We start from the raw sequence: 15,092 nt of genomic DNA, 5'->3' as shown, positions 1-15,092 counted from the left end.
CAGGACGGTCTCGAGCATGAGTCCGAAGCCGCCCGCGGCCGCGCCGACGCGGTGACCGGTGTCGGTCTCGAGCGCGAAGGTCATCGGCGAGGAGGCGTTGCCGCGCAGTCCGAGTCCTTTCCAGGGCCCGGCGACGGTGACGCCCACGGCGTCGGCGGGGACGGCGTAGAGGTCGACGCCGTCCTCGTCGGCGTGGCCGGACGGGGTCCGCGTGGAGACGATATAGACGTCGGCGTGGCCCGCGGAGGTCACGAAGCTCTTGTCGGCCGAGAGGGCGACGGCATCGCCTTCGGCGCGGGCCTTGGAGACCGGCGCCCAGAAATGGGAGCGGGACCCGGCCTCGGAGAACGCGAGGGTGCCGAGCGCTTCGCCGCCGGCCATCTGGCCGAGCAGTTTGGGTCTGCCGGGCGGTGGAGCGGCGGCGACGGTCATGGCGGCGCTGACGTGCATGAGGTAGACCATGGCGGTGGAGCCGCAGGCGGCGGCGATCCGGGCGAGGACGTCGGCGAGGTCGGCGGGCGTGCCGCCGAGGCCGCCGGCGTCGGCCCCGACGGGGAGGCCGAGCAGTCCGCTCTCGCGGAGGGCGGCGACCGCCTCGGCGGGGAAGCGGCCCTCGGCGTCGACGTCGGCGGCATTGGCGCGGGCGGCGTGCAGGACTGGTTCGAGTGCTGCTGCGGTGTCCATTCAGGTTCCTTCGGTCGCGGTGGTGCTCGGTGCGGTCCCAATGAGCAGGAGTGCCAGGGCCAGCCCCAGCCAGAACGCCATGGTGCTGAGATCGGCGCCGAGCCAGTCGCCGCGGCCGGTGGTGGCGACGAGTTGGAGGACGGCGGCGGCCGCGAAGCCGAGCCCGGCGAGGAGCGCGAGGACGCGGATGCCGCTCAGCCCGGCGGCGACGGCCAGCGCGCCGAGGACGGCGGCGACGGCGACGGCCGGACCGGTGACGGTCATGAAACGGAACTCCTCGAGGCCGTCGAATGCGAAGACGAGGCTGGCGAGCGAGGCGATGCCGATGGTGATCGCGGCACGGTCGAACGTGCGGACTCGTGTCATGACGCCGCCTTCATGAGTCGGTCGAGCCGTCCGTCGCGGCGGGCCCAGGCGGGCCGGAGCACGCCGTCCATGCCGCCGTACCGTCCGGCCGCGGTGGCGAACAGGAGCAGGTGGATGAGGACCATGAGCAGGTAGGCCCAGTACCACTCGTGCGGGGTGTTCAGGACCGAGAAGGTGATGGCGAGGCTCTGGACGACGCCGAGCAGCGCGAAGGCCCTGGTGAACAGCCCGACGAGGAGGAAGGCGCCGAGGGAGGCCTCGATGGCGAGGACGAGCCAGCCGAAGACGGTGAAGTTCGGGAGGACGACGGTGTCGATGAACCAGGCCCAGGGGGCGAGGACCTCGTATTCGACGGCGTTGAGGGTCCAGCGGTAGAGGGTGCTGGGCTCCTCGCCCCGGCCGAAGTCCGGCGGGACCTTCCAGGAGACGTTGTCGATCCACATCAGCGCCACCCCGACGCGGACGGCGGCGATGAGCCACCGGCTGGGGCCGGTCGGCGCGATCGAAGTGTCTGCGTGCATGGGCTGAGTACAGCACGGATCGGTCCCGGTTGAACCTTACAGATTGCGAAATCGTCAGCGGAGCGGGTCGTGGGCGAAGGCGGTCATGCCTTCGGCGAAGCCGGTCTCGGCGCGGAAGCCGAGGGCCTCGACGGCGAGGTCGGGCGCGGCGACGACGTGGCGGACGTCGCCGAGCCGGTATTCGCCGGTGACGACGGGTCCTGGCGCGCCGGGGAATCCGTCGGCGAGGGCGCGGGCCATGTCGCCGACGCTGTGGGGCTCGCCGCTGGCGACGTTGGCCGCGCCGGTCCACCTCGAGTCGAGGGCGAGGAGGTTCGCGCGGGCGACGTCGCGGACGTGGACGAAGTCGCGGGTCTGGGCGCCGTCTTCGAACACGCGGGGGGCCTTGCCGGATTCGAGGGCGCTGCGGAAGATGCCGGCGACGCCGGCGTAGGGGGTGTCGCGGGGCATTCGGGGCCCGTAGACATTGTGGTACCGCAGGGCGCACACGGTCGCGCCGGATTCCCGTCCGTACAGGAACGACAGATGCTCGGTGTGGACCTTGGTGGCGGCGTAGACGTTGCGCGGGTCGAGCGGGGCGTCCTCACGCACCGGTGCCCACGCGAGCTCGGCGCCGCAGCGCCCGCAGCGGGGTTCGAAGCGGCCGGCGTCGAGGTCGGCCCGCCGCCTCGGTTCGGCACGGACGTCGCCGTGCTCGGGGCAGCGGTAGCGGCCCTCGCCGTAGACGACCATGGAGGAGGCGACGACGAGGCGGCCGTCGAAGCCGCGCCGCCACAGCGCCCGCAGGAGGCTCGCCGTGCCGAGGTCGTTGTCGGCGACGTAGTCCGACACGTCGTCGAAGTCGACGCCGAGGCCGACGCGGGCGGCCTGGTGGCAGACGGCGTCGACGCCGTCGACGGCGCGGCGCACGGCCGCCTCGTCGGCGAGGTCGCCGACGATGAGCTCGGCGGCCTCGGGCAGGTGTTCGGGGGGCTCCTTGTGCGCGGCCAGGGAGTCGAGCACGACGACGTGGTCGCCGCGGGCGGCGAGCTGTTCGACGATCGGTCCGCCGATGAATCCGGCTCCGCCGGTCACGAGCACTCGCATGGCTTGCTGCCTTTCTTTCGGGTCACCACTGCACACGCAGCGCGGCGGCGAGGACGACGGCGACGGCCAGCTGGAGGGCCAGCCAGGCCCTCGGCCGGTTCAGGGCGCACCCGGCGAGCAGCACCAGGGGCATGAACGGCTGCCAGATCCGTTCGGTCTCGGACGAGGACATGCCCGAGAGGTCGGCGACGGCGACGGCGGCGAGGCAGGAGCCGACGACGATCCACATGCGCTTGTCGCGCAGCCGCGCGAGCGCGACGGCGGTCGCGGGTCCGAGGGCGAGCGCGAACACCGCCGGGTTGGCGATCAGGAAGTACCAGTAGCCGCGCACGGACGCCACACCCGCGTAGTAGCGCACGCGGGTTGCCCGCAGGCCTTCGAGCCACCAATAGCCCCACAGCAGCGGCGCGAGGACCACCAGGGCCGCGACGGCGCCTCCCGCGAGGAGCACGCCCCAGCGTCGGCGCCACACGGCGACGACGATGACCGGGATGGCCAGCAGCGCACTGGAGAACGACAGCATGAGCGCGGCCCCCGCCAGCAGGCCGCCGACCGCGGTCAGCCAGGCCGCGCGGGCGCCGGTCCGGTTCGTGGCCAGGACGAGGCAGGCGACGGCGGCGAGGGTGACGCCGCCGAAGACGATGTCGGCATTGGTGTGCCAGAACGCGGCCGGGGCGATCACGAGGAACGGCGCGGCCCGCCTCGCGAGCCGCTCGCCGGCCACGTCCCGGGCGATGGCCAGCGCCGCCGCGATGGCGGCGGCGACGGCGAGCATCGTGACGGTGTTCTCGAACAGGATGCCCCTCAGGCCGATCTGCGCGGCGGCCCACAGGAACAGCACCAGCCCGGGCGGGTGGGACTGCATGTGGACGGGAAAGGCCCCTTCGAGCTGGATCCCGGTGTATGTCTCCAGGAACGGCGCGACGCCGCCGGCGTCGTCGACGAAGTGGATCGGCTCGCCGTAGTGGTGGTGGAGGTCCTCCCAGGTGCCGGGGTGGGAGTGGGCGTGGGCGAGCGCGAGGCTCATCGCGACGCCGGCGAGGGCGGTGGCGGTGACGACCCAGCGCCATCGCCGGCGGGCGGCGATCGTCGGCAGGACCGCGATGAGGAGGGCGCCCACGGCGATCGGGACGAGCAGGCGGCTCTCCAGGTGCCATTCCCAGCGTCCGAACAGGGGCATCGCACCGAGTTTGAGGCCTTCCTCGGTGGCGGCGTCCTTGTACTGGCCGAGCAGCCACACCGCGGCGAGGAACAGCGCCCAAGCGGCGAGGACGGCGGCGTCCAGCGTCACCGTGCGGCGGTCCGTCACCGGTGCCCTCCGACCGGGAGGCGGACGGTGAAGCGGCACCCGCCGTCCCGGTTGGCGACCGAGACGGTGCCGTCGTGGGCCTCGATGAGTCCGCGGGTGATGGCGAGGCCGAGGCCGCCGCCGCGGTCGTCGCGCTGGCGGGCCTCGTCGCCGCGGAAGGCGATGTCGAACACGCGCGGCAGATCGGCGCCGGGGATGCCGCCGCATTGGTCGGTGACGTGGACGAGGGCCGCGTCACCGCGGCCGGCCGTCTCGATGACGACGGTGCCGCCGGCCGGTGTATGGCGGATGGCGTTCTCGAACAGGTTGTCGAGGGCGCGGCAGAACTCGCGGGCGGAGACCTCGACCGGCGGTGTGGCGCTGATGCGCTCTCGCAGGTCGACGCCCTTGAGTTCGGCGGCGACGCTGACGCCGGCCAGGGAGTCGGCGACGGCGTCGCACAGGTCGATCTTCTCGGCGCCGAGCCGCAGGGAGCCGCTGTGGATGCGGGAGAGTTCGAACAGGTCGTCGACGAGGGCGGTGAGGCGTTCGGCGTCGGTGCGGATCTGGGAGTGGTAGCGCTTGACGGTGGTGTCGTCGTCGACCACGTCGTCGTCGAGCGCTTCGGCCATCGCTCGGATCGTGGCGAGCGGGGCGCGCAGGTCGTGTGAGACCCAGGCGATGAGTTCGCGCCGTGAGGCCTCGAGGGCGCGTTCGCGGCGCTGCGACTCGTCGAGGCGGCGGGAGACGTCGGCGAGTTCGGCGGCGAGGACGGCCAGTTCGCCGGGGCCGGTGACGGCGGGGGCCAGCCCGGTGGTGATGCGGCCGTCGACGCCGACCATGGTGCGGGCGTAGGCGCCGACCTGTTTGGCGCCGGTGTCGATGTCGTCGCCGAGCTGCCAGGCCGCGCCGAGCGCGACGCCGGAGGCGACGATGAGGACGACGAAGAGGACCACCAGGTCGTGCAGGGAGATGAACATGGCCAGCGCGGCGGTGACGACGCCGGTGGCGGCGACGAGGACCGAGGACAGCGCCACGGTGAGGGTCTGCATGCGGGCGGGCCGGGTACGCAGCAGGCGCAGGACGACGCCCCCGATGAGACTGGCGACGGCGGAGGCGGCGGCGGCGATGGTGATGAGGATGGCGATGTCCCTGGCCGGGAAGTCGAAGGCGACGGCGATCGCTCCGGCCCCGAGGATCGCGATGAGCAGGAACAGCACGGAGCCGAGGTAGCGGCGCATCAGGCCTCCCAGCGGTAGCCGACGCCGCGGACGGTCTTGAGGTGGCGCGGGCGCGAGGCGTCGTCCTCGATCTTCTCGCGGAGGCGGCGGACGTGGACGGTGACGGTGGAGGTGTCGCCGATGCTCCAGCCCCACACGGTCTCCAGGAGCTCTTCGCGGCGGAAGGCCCGGCCGGGGTTGGTCAGGAAGCACACGAGCAGGTCGTATTCCTTGGTGGTGAGGGTGACGGGCTCGCCTTTGCGGCGCACCTCGTGTGCGAACGTGTCGATCTCGATGCCGCCGCCGGTGAGCAGTTCGGCGGCGCCGGCGACGGTGCCGGCGCGGCGCAGGACGGCGCGGACGCGCGCGGCGAGCTCGCGGGGCGAGAACGGCTTGGTGACGTAGTCGTCGGCGCCGAGGTCGAGGCCGGCGATGCGGTCGTTCTCCTCGCCGAGGGCGGTCAGCATGACCACGGGGATTGCGGTGGCCTGGCGCAGGCGGCTGCAGACCTCGAAGCCGTCCATGCCGGGCATCATCAGGTCGAGGACGACGAGGTCGGGCAGGGTGGCGAGGGCGCGCTGGAGGCCGGCGGCGCCGTCGGGCGCGTAGTCGACTTCGAAGCCTTCGCGGCGCAGGTAGCGGGCGACGACGTCGGCCAGGGCGGGATCGTCGTCGACGACCAGTACGCGCGGGTCGGCGTCGGAGCTCATGGAAGAAGGATGACCGATGGCGGACCGCCTCGTCATGCGTTGGACCAAGACTTTCGCATACCGTAAGATTTCCCGGCCCCGGCGGACCGGCCGGGTCAGTAGCATCGGCCCCATGCAGCGGACCCATCTGCTCGTTCTCGCGAAGGCGCCGGTCCCGGGCCGGGTCAAGACCAGGCTCGTGCCCCCGTTGAGCACTGTGGAGGCCGCCGCGGTGGCGGAGGCGGCGCTCGCCGACACCTTGGAGGCCGTCGCGGGGTGCGGGGCCGATCGGCGCCTCCTCGCGCTCGACGGCGAGCCGGGGCCGTGGCTGCCGGAGGGCTTCGAGGTCGTGGCGCAGGCCGAGGGGACGTTCAACGAGCGCCTGGCGGCGGCGTGGGCGTATGCGGGCGGGCCGGGACTCCAGATCGGCATGGACACGCCGCAGGTCACCGCGGAGCTGCTGGACGCCTCGCTGGCGGTGGTCGCCGGCGGCGAACGGGAGGCGGCGCTCGGATTGGCCGAGGACGGCGGCTGGTGGGCGCTCGGCATGGCCCGACCGCACCCCGAGGCGTTCGTGGACGTACCGATGAGCCGCGGCGACACCGGGCTGCTCCAGCGGCGGCGGTTGCACGCACTGGGACTGACCGTGGCGGAGCTGCCGGTACTGCGCGACCTCGACGACGCCGATGACGCGGTCGCGATCGCCGCGCTCGCGCCGGCGACGCGGACGGCGCGGCGGGTGCGGGCGCTGCTGCCGTCCCCGGCGGCGGCGGTGGACGTGGTCCTGCCGGTCCTCAACGAGCGCGAGGCGCTTCCATGGGTGCTGGAGCGGATGCCCGAGGGCTGCAGGCCGATCGTGGTCGACAACGGCTCGGAGGACGGCTCGGCTCGGCTCGCCGCGGAACTGGGCGCCGAGGTGGTGGCCGAGTCGCGGCGCGGTTTCGGCGCGGCCTGCTTCGCCGGGCTCACGGCGGCGACGGCGCCGGTCGTCGCGTTCATGGACTGCGACGCCTCGCTCGATCCGGGCGACCTGCGGGCGGTGTGCGAACCGGTGCTCGCCGGCGAGGCGGACCTGGTGCTGGGCGCGCGCGAGGCGGAGGCCGGGGCCCTGCCGGTGCACAGCCGCGTCGCGAACCGTTATCTCGCCGGGCGGGTGCGGCGGCTGTGCGGGGCGCACCTCACCGACATCGGGCCGATGCGCGCGGCGCGGCGCGAGGCCCTGCTGGAGCTGGGCATCGGCGACCGGCGCTCGGGTTGGCCTCTGGAGATGGTGCTGCGCGCCGGGCTCGCCGGGTGGCGGATCGCCGAGGTGCCGGTCCCCTACCGGGCGCGGGTCGGCAAAAGCAAGGTCACCGGCACCGTCGGTGGGACCGTCAAGGCCGTCAAGGACATGCGCGCCCAGCTCGCTCGGGCCCGCACGGCGGTGCGCGAACGATGAGGAGCAGCAGTTGCACGACCAGATCCGAGCCGACGTCGGCGTCTTCGGCGGCACCGGCTTCTACGCCTTCGCCGACGACGCCCGGACCGTGGCGCTCGAGACCCCGTGGGGCGCGCCTTCCGCGCCGGTCACCGTCGCCGCGTTCGAAGGCGGCGTACGTGTGGCGTTCCTGCCGAGGCACGGCACCGACCACCGCTTCCCGCCACACCGGGTCAACTACCGCGCCAACGTGGACGCGATGCGGCGGCTCGGGGTCCGTGCCCTGGTCTCGCCGTTCGCGGCCGGCTCCCTGCGGCCCGAGATCCGGCCCGGGGAGTTCGTCGTGGTCGACCAGGTCGTCGACCGGACGTGGGGACGGGCGTCGACGTTCTACGACGAGTTCGCGGACGGCCCGGTGCACACCCCGTTCGCCGAGCCGTACGACCGGCGGCTGCGCGGGGTGCTGCTGGAGGCGGCGGCCGAGGTCGGCGTGGCCGCCCACGACGGCGGCACGGTGGTGGTCGTCAACGGACCGAGGTTCTCCAGCCGCGCCGAGTCCGCGTGGCATCGGACCGCCGGGTGGCACGTGGTCAACATGACCCAGTCGCCGGAGGCGGCGCTCGCGGCCGAGGCGGGGATCCCGTTCGCGGGGATCGCGCTGGTCACCGACTACGACGCCGGGCTCGACGAGGACCCCGACATCGAGCCGGTGACCCAGGAGGCCGTGTTCGCGGTCTTCGAAGCGAACCTGGGCAAGGTCCGTCGGCTGTTGGCGGCGGCGATCCCGAAACTCGCGACTTTCGCAGATGAACCTCATATATAGGTGATTATCGATCTCTTTGGGCGATAGGATCCCCGTAGGTCAACGTGCTCGCCGCACATGTGGCGGGGAGGTGCCCGAAGGTGTCGGCGGCGCCCGGATCGAGGCGGCGGCCGCGGCGTCGATGTCGCCGGGCACGCTCACGGCCACCGCGGACCGCGGCAGCGGGCCGAACACGAGCTTCCGAACGCCGCCGAGGGGTCCAAGATGACACAACTGCAGGCAGTCCTCTATCTGATCGCGATCGTGCTGATCGCCGCGTCGGCGCTGCCGTTCCGCCGCGCCCGCGGCGTGAACCTCGCCCTGCTGGGCGCCGCGTTCGCCCTGCTGGCCTTCGCCCTTCCGACATTCAACGCCGTGCTGTAACCGCCTCCCGGCACCGGTCGAGAGACCGGTGCCGGCGTCTGCGGTGGGAGGCGGCACCGGCCCGCACCGCCACTCCCCCATGTCCCGCCGGATCACCAGGGGACGACGCCCTCCTCGTCGAAGAAGCCGCCGCGCGGTCCGTCATCCGGCAGGGTGGCGAGCCGGATGGCGATCGCGGCCCCTTGCTCGGGCGTCCGCGGCGCGTTGAAGCCGGTGAAGTCGGTCGCCACGTAGCCGGGGCAGGCGGCGTTCACGATGACGTTCGTGTCGGCGAGTCGGCGGGCGTACTGTGCCGTGACACTGTTGAGCATCGACTTCGACGATGCGTACGCCGCCATGATCGGGCCGGTCTGCAGCGTCAGCGAGCCCATATTGCTCGACATGTTGACGATGCGCGGGGAGGCCGCGCGGGCGAGCAGCGGGAGCATCGCGTTCGTCACCCGAACGACCCCGAACACGTTCGTGTCGAGGACGGTGCGGACGACATCGAGGTCGAGCGTCGTCGGGTCCTGTGCGCCACCGTCGGTTCGGCCGGCGATGCCGGCGTTGTTGACGAGCACGTCGAGCCGCCCCGCCTGCCGCTCGATGGCCGCCGCGGCCGCGGTGACGCTGTCGTCGGAGGTGACGTCGAGAGCGACCCCGAACGCGTCGACGCCTCCGGCGCGCAGACGCTCGACGGCCTCCTCCCGTCTGCCGTCGTCGCGCGCGCCCACGGCGACCGTGAAGCCGATCGCCCCCAGACCCTGTGCGATGGCGAAACCGATACCCTTGTTCGCGCCGGTGACCAGCGCCGTCTTCGTGTCATTCACCCGGTCCATGCTCCCGAGCCGCGCGCTCGTCGTCCAAGACCGATGCGGCACGCTGTGATACTCACCAGGTATCAGCCCGTATGCTGCTCACATGGACGATCTCGAGACCCGTGAGCTCCGGTATTTCGTGGCCGTCGCCGAGGAACTGCACTTCGGACGCGCCGCCGATCGGCTCGGCATCGCTCAGCCGCCGCTCTCGCGCGCGATCAGCCGCCTGGAGCGGCGGCTCGGCGTCCGGCTCCTTGACCGGGACCGTCGTGGCGTGGCGCTCACCGACGCCGGCAGAGTGCTCCTTCGGGAGGCCGGAGCGGCCCTCGACGCGGTCGCGGCCGCCGCGCGTCGGACGCGGCGCGCCGGGGATCCGCAGCGGCCGCTGGTGCTCGCGACCAAGGCCGGAGCCTCCCACGAGCTGCTGCGACGGCTCCTCGACACGCTTGCGAGCGAACCCGAGGCGGCATCGATCGACGTCCTCCTGTGCGAGGTCGGCGAGCAGGCGCGGCTGCTCCGCGACGGGAGCGCCGACGTGGCGCTCATGCATCGCCCGTTCGACGACCTCGCCGGGTTCGACACCGAGGACCTCTACGTCGAAGGTCAGGTCGCGATCCTTCCCGCCGGGCATCCGCTCGCGTCACGCGCTCAGCTCACACTGGCGGAGGTCCGCGACGTGCCCGACCTTCCGATGGCTCGATGGCCCCGGCTCGACGGCTCCTACCCGGAGGGGCCCGGCCCGGAGGTGCACACCCAGTCGCAGCTCGCTCAACTCGTGGCACTCGGCAGAACACTGCTGGTCATCCCCGCGTCCAGCCGCGCTTGGCAGTGGCCCGAACACGTCGCGGTGCCCGTCGTCGACGCGCCGAACGTCACCACGGTGATCGCATGGCCGTCAAGCAGTCGCTCTCAGGCTGTCGCATCGCTCGTCCGCTCGGCGGGCAGGCTCAGCGACACCATGCCGCAGTCGCCCGAGGGCCGTGTGCTCCTCGGCCGCGGAGCGCGCGGCGAGACTCCGACGCCGCGGCTCAATGGCGTCCGGGCCGGGGCGTCCGGACTCGAAGGCACGGACTCCACTGGCGCATGAGGACGGTCGTCACTGCTTGAATCCTGCGGTTTCCAATGCGATGGCCGCGGCCCTACGATGGTCGGTATTCGCCTGACACTCCGGCTCGAGATGGGGTTCCGCTGTGGGAGCGTTGCAGCCTTGGCATGTTGTCGTCCTGCTCCTCTGCCCGCTGTTCGTCACCGCGATCGTCGCGGTCCTCGCGTGGCTCGTGATCTATCTGATCCGCAGGTCGAAGCAGCCACCGGCACCGCCGTACGAGCGCGAGCAGGGTCAGGCTCCATATCCGCCGCACCACATGCCGTCCGGTCCCTCCGAGGAGCGTGGTGACGGGGCCACCGATTCCGGCGATGGCCCCGACGACGGATCGGACGACCGGGGCCGTTAGGCATCCCCATTGTCGGAGGCAGCGCTCGCCGACGTGTTCCCGGTGCTGCCCGCCGCCTCGCTCGGATCGCCGATAACAATTTTTTGATAGTGCCATTGTATATCAATGAAACATCTGTATTGTTATCAACGATAACAAGGAGGCACGATGAAGACCATCAGAGCAACGGCCGCGAGCCTGGCGCCAGCGGCCCTGGCATTGGCGCTGGCATTGAGCGCCTGCACGTCCGCCTCGGGGCCGCCGGAAGGCACCCCGACCCAGGAGCACCCGCCGCCCGAACCCGGAACGCTCACCGAACTCACCACCGGACTCGACTCACCTTGGGGGCTCGCCTTTCTGCCCGACGGCTCGGCTCTGGTCTCCTCCCGCCTGACCGGTGCGATCTCGCGCGTCCCGGCGGACGGCGGCGACGCCGAACTCGTCGGCACGGTTCCCGGGGTGGCGACGAGCAACGAAGGCGGCCTGCTCGGTCTGGCGACGTCGCCGGAGTTCGCGAGCGACCGCACCGTCTTCGCCTACGTCTCAGCCGCACCCACGAACCAGATCGTCGCCCTGCGCGTCGGCGAGGACTTCGAGTCGCTCACCCGGGAGCGAGTGCTGCTCGACGGCATCGAGACCGCCGACCGCCACCACGGCGGACGGCTCCGCATCGGCCCGGACGGGAACCTCTGGATCGGCACCGGCGACGCGTTCGAACCCGAGAACGCCGCCGACGACGCCTCACTGAACGGCAAGATCCTGCGAATCGGACTCGACGGCTCCATTCCCGACGACAATCCGTTCGGCGACGCCGTCTACTCCACCGGTCACCGCAACGTCCAGGGCATCACCTTCGGTCCGGACGGGACCGTCTACGCCTCCGAGCTGGGCCACCGCACCTGGGACGAGGTGAACGTGCTCGAGGCCGGCGCCGACTACGGCTGGCCGCAGACCGAGGGCGTCGAGGGCGACACCGGCCGCGAGCCGATCTTCACGATCCACCCCGACGACGCCTCGCCTTCGGGCGTGGCCTATGCCGACGGCTCGCTCTGGATGGGCGCGCTCGGCGGACAGCGCCTGTGGCAGCTGCCCGTCGACGGCCCCCAAGCGGCGGGCGACCCGATCGCTCACTATGTCGGCGAGTTCGGCCGCATCAGGACGGTCGAGCGCGCCCCCGACGGCGCACTGTGGCTGGTCACCTCGAACACCGACGGGGCGACCTGGGGCGGCACCGAACCGCGGCCGGGCGACGACCGCATCCTGCGCCTCGAACTCGCGGGCGACTGACCGAGGCCCGTCGCGGTCCGGTCAGTCGGAGCCGAAGGCGGCGTCGAAGGCCGACTGCGGCGGGTCGAAGGTCAATCCGCGCACGAAGGCGACCGCCTCGGCCGCGCCCCTGAGGCGGTCCATGCCCGCGTCCTCCCACTCGATCGAGATCGGACCGTCGTAGCCGATCGCGTTGAGCACGCGGAAGCAGTCCTCCCAGGGCACGTCGCCGTGGCCGGTGGAGACGAAGTCCCAGCCGCGCCTCGGGTCGCCCCACGGCAGGTGGGAGGACAGGCGGCCGTTGCGCCCGTCGAAGCGGCGGCGGGTGTCCTTGCAGTCGACGTGGTAGATCCGGTCGCGGAAGTCCCACAGGAACGCGGCCGGGTCGATGTCCTGCCAGACCATGTGGCTGGGGTCCCAGTTGAGGCCGAAGGCCTCGCGGTCGCCGACCGCTTCGAGCGCCCGCACCGTCGACCAGTAGTCGTAGGCGATCTCCGAAGGGTGGACCTCGTGGGCGAAGCGGACGCCGACCTCGTCGAAGACGTCCAGGATCGGGTTCCAGCGCGCGGCGAAGTCGTCGTAGCCGGCCGCGATGGTCGCCTCGGGGACCGGCGGGAACATCGCGACGTACTTCCAGATCGCCGAGCCGGTGAAGCCGACGACGGTGTCGACGCCGAGCCGCGCGGCCGCGCGGGCGGTCGCCCGCATCTCCTCGGCCGCGCGCCTGCGCACCCCTTCGGGATCGCCGTCGCCCCAGACGTGGGCGGGCACGATCGATTGGTGCCGCTGGTCGATCGGGTCGTCGCACACCGCCTGGCCGACGAGGTGGTTCGAGATGGCCCACAGGCCGAGCCCGTGCTCGTCGAGGAGGGCCTTGCGATCGGCCACGTAGTCGTCGTCGACGGCGGCCCGGCGGACGTCGAGGTGGTCGCCCCAGCAGGCGATCTCGAGTCCGTCGTAACCCCAGTCGGCGGCGAGGCGGCACAGCTCCTCGAAGGGCAGGTCCGCCCACTGGCCGGTGAACAGCGTGATGGGTCTCGGCATCGGTCAGGCTCCTCGGGTGGTTCGGGCCGATCGTTTCGGTCAAGGTTCCAGGCTTCTCAGGTAGCGCAGTCCGTCGACGGCGATGGCGTCCTGCGTGGGCGCCAAGGGCCGCCAGATCGAGGCGGCGGTGGCGATGGTGGCGTTGTGCGCGGTGAACGATTCGATCACCACCGGTCCGGTGTACCCCGCCCCGTCCAAGGCATCCAGGATGCCGGGCCAGTCGAGGTGATCGCGGCCCGGCGCGCCGCGGTCGTTGGCGCTGACCTGGACGTGGCCGATGCGCCCGGCCGCCCGCGCGATCGCGGCCGGGATGTCGGTCTCCTCGATGTTCATGTGGTAGACGTCCAGGGCCAGCGCGCACCCGGCCAGCCCGTCGAGCGCCTCCAGGGCCTGGTCGACGGTGTTGACCAGGCTGGTCTCGTAGCGGTTGAGCGGTTCGACGGCGATCGTGACGCCCCGTTCGGCGGCGTAGTCGGCCACCGGCGCGAGGTGCTCGCGCAGTTCTCGATAGGCGCCCGGCCGGTCCGCGATGCGCCAGGTGCGGCCGACGGAGGCGTACGCGGGGCCGGCGATGACCGGCGAGCCGACCCGGGCGGCGGCGTCGACCACGCGCCGCAGGTAGCGCTGCGTGCCCGCGACCTCGTCATCCGAGGCGGCGACGAGTTCGCGGCCCGGTCCCATGACGAGGACGACGGTGGCGTCGAGTCCGAGCCCGGCGAGCAGGTCCGCGGCGCGCGCGGGGTCCCAGTCGCCGGGGGCCTCGACGGGCAGTTCGATCGCGTCGAAGCCCCAGTCGCGCACGCGCACCGCGAGCCGGGCCAGGGCCTCGTCGTCGAGCGGCGAGGCCCAGACCCAGGTGTTGACGCCGATGCCGCGGGTCAACGGTCCCGCCAAGCGTCGGGGAAGCCGGGCAGGTCCTCGCCGCCGAACTTGGCGTAGTGGAGTGAGGGCATGTCGGCGTTGCGTTCGAGGTATTCGTCGAGGTCGGCCTCGGTGATCGGCTCTTGGGGCAGGACCCATTCGGCGGGCACCTGCTCGCCGTCCAGGATCATCGTTGCGGCCAGGACGGGCGTGCGCCACTGGAAGTTGGAGTAGACCGGGGCGACCGCGGTCATGCCGGTCTCCTTCCACTTGCGCATGAACGACAGCTCGTCCTCGCCGGTCATGACCGGGTAGGGCTGGCCGGCGTCCTCGAAGGCCTCGATGGCGGCCACGGCGCCGTCGCCGGCGTCCATCCAGATGCCGTCGACCTCGCCGCGCTGGAGGTATTGGGTGACGATGTTCTTGATCTCGGCGGCGTCGCCGCCGGTGAACTCGTCGCCGAGGATCTCCAGCTCGGAGTCGGCGAAGATCTCCTGGGCGGCGGCCCAGCGGTGCTCAAGGACGTCGACGCCGGGCAGGATGCGCAGGGCCAGGACGGTGGAGCCCGGTTCGAGGTTGTCGACGAGGAATTCGGCGGCGTCGGCGCCGAAGGCGTAGCCGCCGATCGGGTGGATGAAGGTGACGGCGCAGTCGGTGTTGACGCCGCGGTCGAACACGATCACCGGGATGCCGGAGTCGCAGGCCGCCTCGACGGCGGGCGTGAGCGTCGCGGTGGTGGACGGCGAGATGATGAGTGCGTCGCACTCCCCGGAGTCGATGAACGCCTGGATGTCGGAGATCTGCTGGTCGTCGTCGTCGGCGGCGTCGGAGTGGCGGAAGTCGCCGATCTGACCGGAGTCCTGGAGGACTTCGACCTGCTGCTGCATGGTGATCCAGCCGGTGACGCGCCACGGGTTGGAGACGGAGGCGTTCGAGAAGCACACGGTGGCGTCGCCCTCTTCGCGGGCGAACTCGGCGGTGTCGACCCATTCGGGCTCGATGGCCTGGAGCCAGGGCTGCTCGGGGTCGCCTTCGGGTTCGATCTCGCGCTGGGCGAGCTGTTCGGCGTAGTCGGCCTGGACGAACCATTCGTCGCCGCTGGATTCGGCGGTGGTCTCCTCCGATTGCGGGTCGTCTATCTCGTCGGTGGTGCAGCCGGTGGCCAGCAGCAGCCCGAGGGCTGCCGCGGAGGCGGCGGCGAGGCGCATGGTGTGCATGGTTCGGAACCTTCTTC

General features: G+C 72.0%; 17 protein-coding genes and 1 pseudogene. 7 read left to right on the top strand and 11 right to left on the bottom strand.

Annotation, left to right across the window (positions count from 1 at the left end; translation table 11 throughout):
- From ACYVK3_RS10980 to ACYVK3_RS10950, 7 genes are all read right to left on the bottom strand, one after another.
- On the bottom strand, window positions 1-684 hold a 684-nt coding region (locus tag ACYVK3_RS10980; protein ID WP_460497353.1), incomplete at its 3' end, for an acyl-CoA dehydrogenase family protein.
- Window positions 685-1,050, bottom strand: coding sequence for an Rv1678 family membrane protein (locus tag ACYVK3_RS10975; RefSeq protein ID WP_460497352.1), 366 nt, complete (start codon window positions 1,048-1,050; stop codon window positions 685-687).
- Window positions 1,047-1,571, bottom strand: a complete 525-nt coding sequence (locus ACYVK3_RS10970) for a TQO small subunit DoxD (protein WP_460497351.1) — start codon at window positions 1,569-1,571, stop codon at window positions 1,047-1,049. The genes ACYVK3_RS10975 and ACYVK3_RS10970 overlap by 4 nt, the downstream gene beginning before the upstream one ends.
- A gap of 54 nt (window positions 1,572-1,625) precedes the next feature.
- Window positions 1,626-2,657: a Rossmann-fold NAD(P)-binding domain-containing protein gene (locus tag ACYVK3_RS10965; protein WP_460497350.1), complete on the bottom strand. Its 1,032-nt coding sequence runs from the start codon at window positions 2,655-2,657 to the stop codon at window positions 1,626-1,628.
- Window positions 2,658-2,679: 22 nt separating this feature from the next.
- Complete coding sequence (locus ACYVK3_RS10960; RefSeq protein WP_460497349.1) at window positions 2,680-3,966, bottom strand: hypothetical protein; 1,287 nt, start codon at window positions 3,964-3,966, stop codon at window positions 2,680-2,682.
- Window positions 3,963-5,186, bottom strand: a complete 1,224-nt coding sequence (locus ACYVK3_RS10955; protein WP_460497348.1) for a sensor histidine kinase — start codon at window positions 5,184-5,186, stop codon at window positions 3,963-3,965. The genes ACYVK3_RS10960 and ACYVK3_RS10955 overlap by 4 nt, the downstream gene beginning before the upstream one ends.
- Window positions 5,186-5,875: a response regulator gene (locus tag ACYVK3_RS10950; RefSeq protein ID WP_460497346.1), complete on the bottom strand. Its 690-nt coding sequence runs from the start codon at window positions 5,873-5,875 to the stop codon at window positions 5,186-5,188. The genes ACYVK3_RS10955 and ACYVK3_RS10950 overlap by 1 nt, the downstream gene beginning before the upstream one ends.
- A 16-nt stretch (window positions 5,876-5,891) precedes the next feature.
- On the opposite strand from ACYVK3_RS10950, the pseudogene ACYVK3_RS10945 reads away from it, so the two are divergent.
- The 4 genes and pseudogenes from ACYVK3_RS10945 to ACYVK3_RS10930 form a co-directional block, all read left to right on the top strand.
- Window positions 5,892-6,437, top strand: a pseudogene (locus ACYVK3_RS10945) (TIGR04282 family arsenosugar biosynthesis glycosyltransferase); the annotation flags it as partial.
- Window positions 6,438-6,593: 156 nt separating this feature from the next.
- On the top strand, window positions 6,594-7,292 hold the full coding sequence (locus ACYVK3_RS10940; RefSeq protein WP_460497467.1) for a glycosyltransferase family 2 protein: 699 nt from the start codon (window positions 6,594-6,596) through the stop codon (window positions 7,290-7,292).
- 10 nt (window positions 7,293-7,302) lie between these two features.
- Complete coding sequence (locus tag ACYVK3_RS10935; protein ID WP_460497345.1) at window positions 7,303-8,094, top strand: MTAP family purine nucleoside phosphorylase; 792 nt, start codon at window positions 7,303-7,305, stop codon at window positions 8,092-8,094.
- 204 nt (window positions 8,095-8,298) lie between these two features.
- Entirely contained in the window at window positions 8,299-8,457 is a 159-nt protein-coding gene (locus ACYVK3_RS10930; protein WP_460497344.1) for a hypothetical protein, read from the top strand.
- Window positions 8,458-8,549: 92 nt separating this feature from the next.
- Here the strand turns inward: ACYVK3_RS10930 and ACYVK3_RS10925 are convergent, their stop codons facing one another.
- Complete coding sequence (locus ACYVK3_RS10925; protein ID WP_460497343.1) at window positions 8,550-9,275, bottom strand: SDR family oxidoreductase; 726 nt, start codon at window positions 9,273-9,275, stop codon at window positions 8,550-8,552.
- 82 nt (window positions 9,276-9,357) lie between these two features.
- Here ACYVK3_RS10925 and ACYVK3_RS10920 point away from each other — a divergent pair, with 82 nt between their 5' ends.
- The 3 genes from ACYVK3_RS10920 to ACYVK3_RS10910 all read left to right on the top strand — a co-directional run bounded on the left by ACYVK3_RS10920 (window position 9,358) and on the right by ACYVK3_RS10910 (window position 11,974).
- The gene (locus ACYVK3_RS10920; protein ID WP_460497342.1) at window positions 9,358-10,341 is read left to right on the top strand and encodes a LysR family transcriptional regulator; all 984 of its coding nucleotides are present in this window, start codon (window positions 9,358-9,360) and stop codon (window positions 10,339-10,341) included.
- 112 nt (window positions 10,342-10,453) lie between these two features.
- The gene (locus tag ACYVK3_RS10915) at window positions 10,454-10,708 is read left to right on the top strand and encodes a hypothetical protein (RefSeq protein WP_460497341.1); all 255 of its coding nucleotides are present in this window, start codon (window positions 10,454-10,456) and stop codon (window positions 10,706-10,708) included.
- 147 nt (window positions 10,709-10,855) lie between these two features.
- Window positions 10,856-11,974 carry a PQQ-dependent sugar dehydrogenase gene (locus tag ACYVK3_RS10910; protein WP_460497340.1) on the top strand — a complete coding sequence of 373 codons (1,119 nt, stop codon included), beginning with the start codon at window positions 10,856-10,858 and terminating at the stop codon, window positions 11,972-11,974.
- Between the two features lie 21 nt (window positions 11,975-11,995).
- On the opposite strand, the gene ACYVK3_RS10905 is transcribed toward ACYVK3_RS10910, so the two are convergent.
- From ACYVK3_RS10905 to ACYVK3_RS10895, 3 genes are read right to left on the bottom strand one after another with little or no spacing between them, the layout of a single operon-like run.
- A complete protein-coding gene (locus tag ACYVK3_RS10905; RefSeq protein WP_460497339.1) occupies window positions 11,996-12,997 on the bottom strand; it encodes a sugar phosphate isomerase/epimerase family protein in 1,002 nt (333 codons plus the stop codon).
- A gap of 39 nt (window positions 12,998-13,036) precedes the next feature.
- Window positions 13,037-13,879, bottom strand: coding sequence for a sugar phosphate isomerase/epimerase family protein (locus ACYVK3_RS10900; protein WP_460497338.1), 843 nt, complete (start codon window positions 13,877-13,879; stop codon window positions 13,037-13,039).
- Entirely contained in the window at window positions 13,876-15,066 is a 1,191-nt protein-coding gene (locus ACYVK3_RS10895; RefSeq protein WP_460497466.1) for a substrate-binding domain-containing protein, read from the bottom strand. Before ACYVK3_RS10895 ends, ACYVK3_RS10900 begins: the two co-directional genes overlap by 4 nt.
- Window positions 15,067-15,092 lie beyond the last annotated feature (26 nt).

The sequence above is a fragment of the Glycomyces tarimensis genome (assembly GCF_054776215.1).
This window is presented reverse-complemented; position numbering and strand designations above follow the sequence as displayed.